Below are 2550 nucleotides of genomic sequence, written 5' to 3' on the forward strand. Positions count from 1 at the left end.
TATTTCGATCACAGCGTCGACAAGGCCACGGAGAAGGATCTGCACAGTGTGCGGGTGATTCCGTCGCGTGGCGCTTGGCTGGAGTTCGATATCGACAAGCGCGACACCGTCGGTGTGCGTATCGACCGCAAGCGTCGTCAACCCGTGACGGTTTTCCTCAAGGCGCTCGGCTGGAGTTCCGAGCAGATCACGCAGCGCTTCGGTTTCTCCGAGGTCATGATGTCGACCCTGGAGAAGGACCATACGGTCGGTACTGACGACGCCTTGCTCGATATCTACCGCAAGCTGCGTCCGGGTGAGCCGCCGACCAAGGAGTCCGCACAAGCGCTCCTGGAGAACCTGTTCTTCAAAGAGAAGCGCTACGACCTGGCGCGCGTCGGTCGCTACAAGATGAACAAGAAACTCGGCATCAGCGCCACCACGGATCAGGTGCTGACCGAGGAGGATCTCATCGCGATCATCGAGTATCTGGTCCGGTTGCACGCGGGCGAAAGGACCATGACGGCGCCCGGCGGTGTCGAAGTTCCGGTTGAGGTCGATGACATCGACCATTTCGGTAACCGTCGCCTGCGCAGGGTCGGCGAGTTGATCCAGAACCAGCTCCGGGTCGGCATGTCGCGGATCGAGCGTGTGGTCCGCGAGCGGATGACCACCCAGGACGTCGAGGCCATCACGCCGCAGTCGCTGATCAATATCCGTCCGGTCACCGCGGCGATCAGGGAGTTCTTTGGAACTTCGCAGCTGTCGGTGTTCATGGACCAGAACAACCCGCTGTCGGGCCTGACCAATAAGCGTCGGCTCTCGGCGCTGGGCCCGGGTGGTCTGTCGCGTGAACGCGCCAGCCTCGAACTGCGGGATGTGCACCACAGTCACTACGGCCGGATGTGCCCGATCGAGACCCCCGAAGGCCCGAATATCGGCCTGATCGGCTACCTGTCGGTGTACGCGCGGGTCAATCCGTTCGGCTTCATCGAGACGCCGTACCGCAAGGTGGTCGACGGCAGGGTCACCGATGAGGTCGTGTACCTCAGCGCGGACGAGGAGGAACGGTATGTGCGTGCGCAGGCCAATTCGCTGATCGATGCGGACGGATACCTGGTGGAGGACAAGATCCTGGCCCGCCGCCTCGGCGAGGAGGTCGAATCCGTTCCCGCCGACGAGGTCGACTATATGGATGTCTCGCCGCGCCAGATGGTTTCGGTCGCGACCGCGATGATTCCGTTCCTCGAGCACGACGACGCCAACCGAGCGCTCATGGGTGCGAACATGCAGCGCCAGGCCGTGCCGCTGATCCGTTCCGAATCCCCGATCGTGGGTACCGGTATGGAGTTTCGTGCCGCTCTCGATTCGGGCGATATGGTCGTCAACGCGAAAGCCGGTGTGGTCGAGGAGGTTTCGGGCGACTTCATCACCGTCATGGCCGACGACGGCACCCGCAAGAGCTACCGGTTACGCAAATTCGCCCGCTCCAACCAAGGCAATTGCGTCAATCAACGCCCGATCGTGGACGAGGGGCAGCGGGTCGAGTCCGGACAGGTGCTCGCCGACGGTCCCTGCACCGAGAACGGTGAGATGGCCCTGGGCAAGAATCTGCTCGTGGCGATCATGCCGTGGGAGGGGCACAACTACGAGGACGCGATCATCCTGTCGCAGCGCATCGTCGAACAGGATGTGCTCACCTCGATCCACATCGAGGAGCACGAAGTCGATGCCCGCGATACCAAACTCGGAGCCGAGGAGATCACCCGCGATATCCCGAATGTCTCCGACGAGGTGCTCGCTGATCTGGACGACCGCGGGATCATCCGCGTCGGCGCGGAGGTGCGACATGGCGACGTCCTGGTCGGCAAGGTCACTCCCAAGGGTGAGACCGAGCTGACACCGGAGGAGCGATTGCTGCGGGCGATCTTCGGTGAGAAGGCGCGCGAAGTGCGCGACACTTCGCTGAAGGTTCCTCATGGTCAATCGGGCAAAGTTATTGGTATTCGGGTGTTTTCGCGCGAGGACGACGATGATCTGCCGCCCGGCGTCAATGAACTCGTGCGCGTATATGTGGCGCAGAAGCGCAAGATCCAGGACGGTGACAAGCTGGCCGGTCGCCACGGCAACAAGGGTGTCATCGGCAAGATCCTCGCGACCGAGGACATGCCGTTCATGCCGGACGGCACCCCGGTGGACATCATCCTGAACAGTCACGGTGTGCCGCGTCGTATGAACATCGGCCAGATCTTGGAGACCCACCTCGGCTGGATCGGCAAGGCGGGCTGGCAGATTCAGGGCACACCCGATTGGGCCAGCTCGTTGCCGGCGGATATGCGCGCCGCGCCCGCCGACAGCAATCTCGCCACCCCGGTGTTCGACGGGGCCCGAGAGGAAGAGCTCAGCGGGCTGCTCGGCGCTACCCTGCCCAACCGCGACGGCGAGGTGATGGTGGGCGCGGATGGCAAGGCGACGTTGTTCGACGGACGTTCCGGTGAGCCCTTCCCGTACCCGGTGGCCGTCGGCTACATGTACATCCTGAAGCTGCACCACCTGGTCGACGACAAGATC

The 2550-nt window shown here is 62.9% G+C and carries 1 protein-coding gene; it reads left to right on the top strand.

The annotated features are described in order from the left end of the window. Positions 1 to 2550, top strand: a 2550-nt coding sequence (locus tag AB0J47_RS42195) for a DNA-directed RNA polymerase subunit beta (RefSeq protein WP_364360327.1), incomplete at both ends; no start/stop codon positions are given.

Source organism: Nocardia sp. NPDC049737, assembly GCF_040674755.1.
In the GTDB taxonomy this organism is placed as follows: domain Bacteria; phylum Actinomycetota; class Actinomycetes; order Mycobacteriales; family Mycobacteriaceae; genus Nocardia.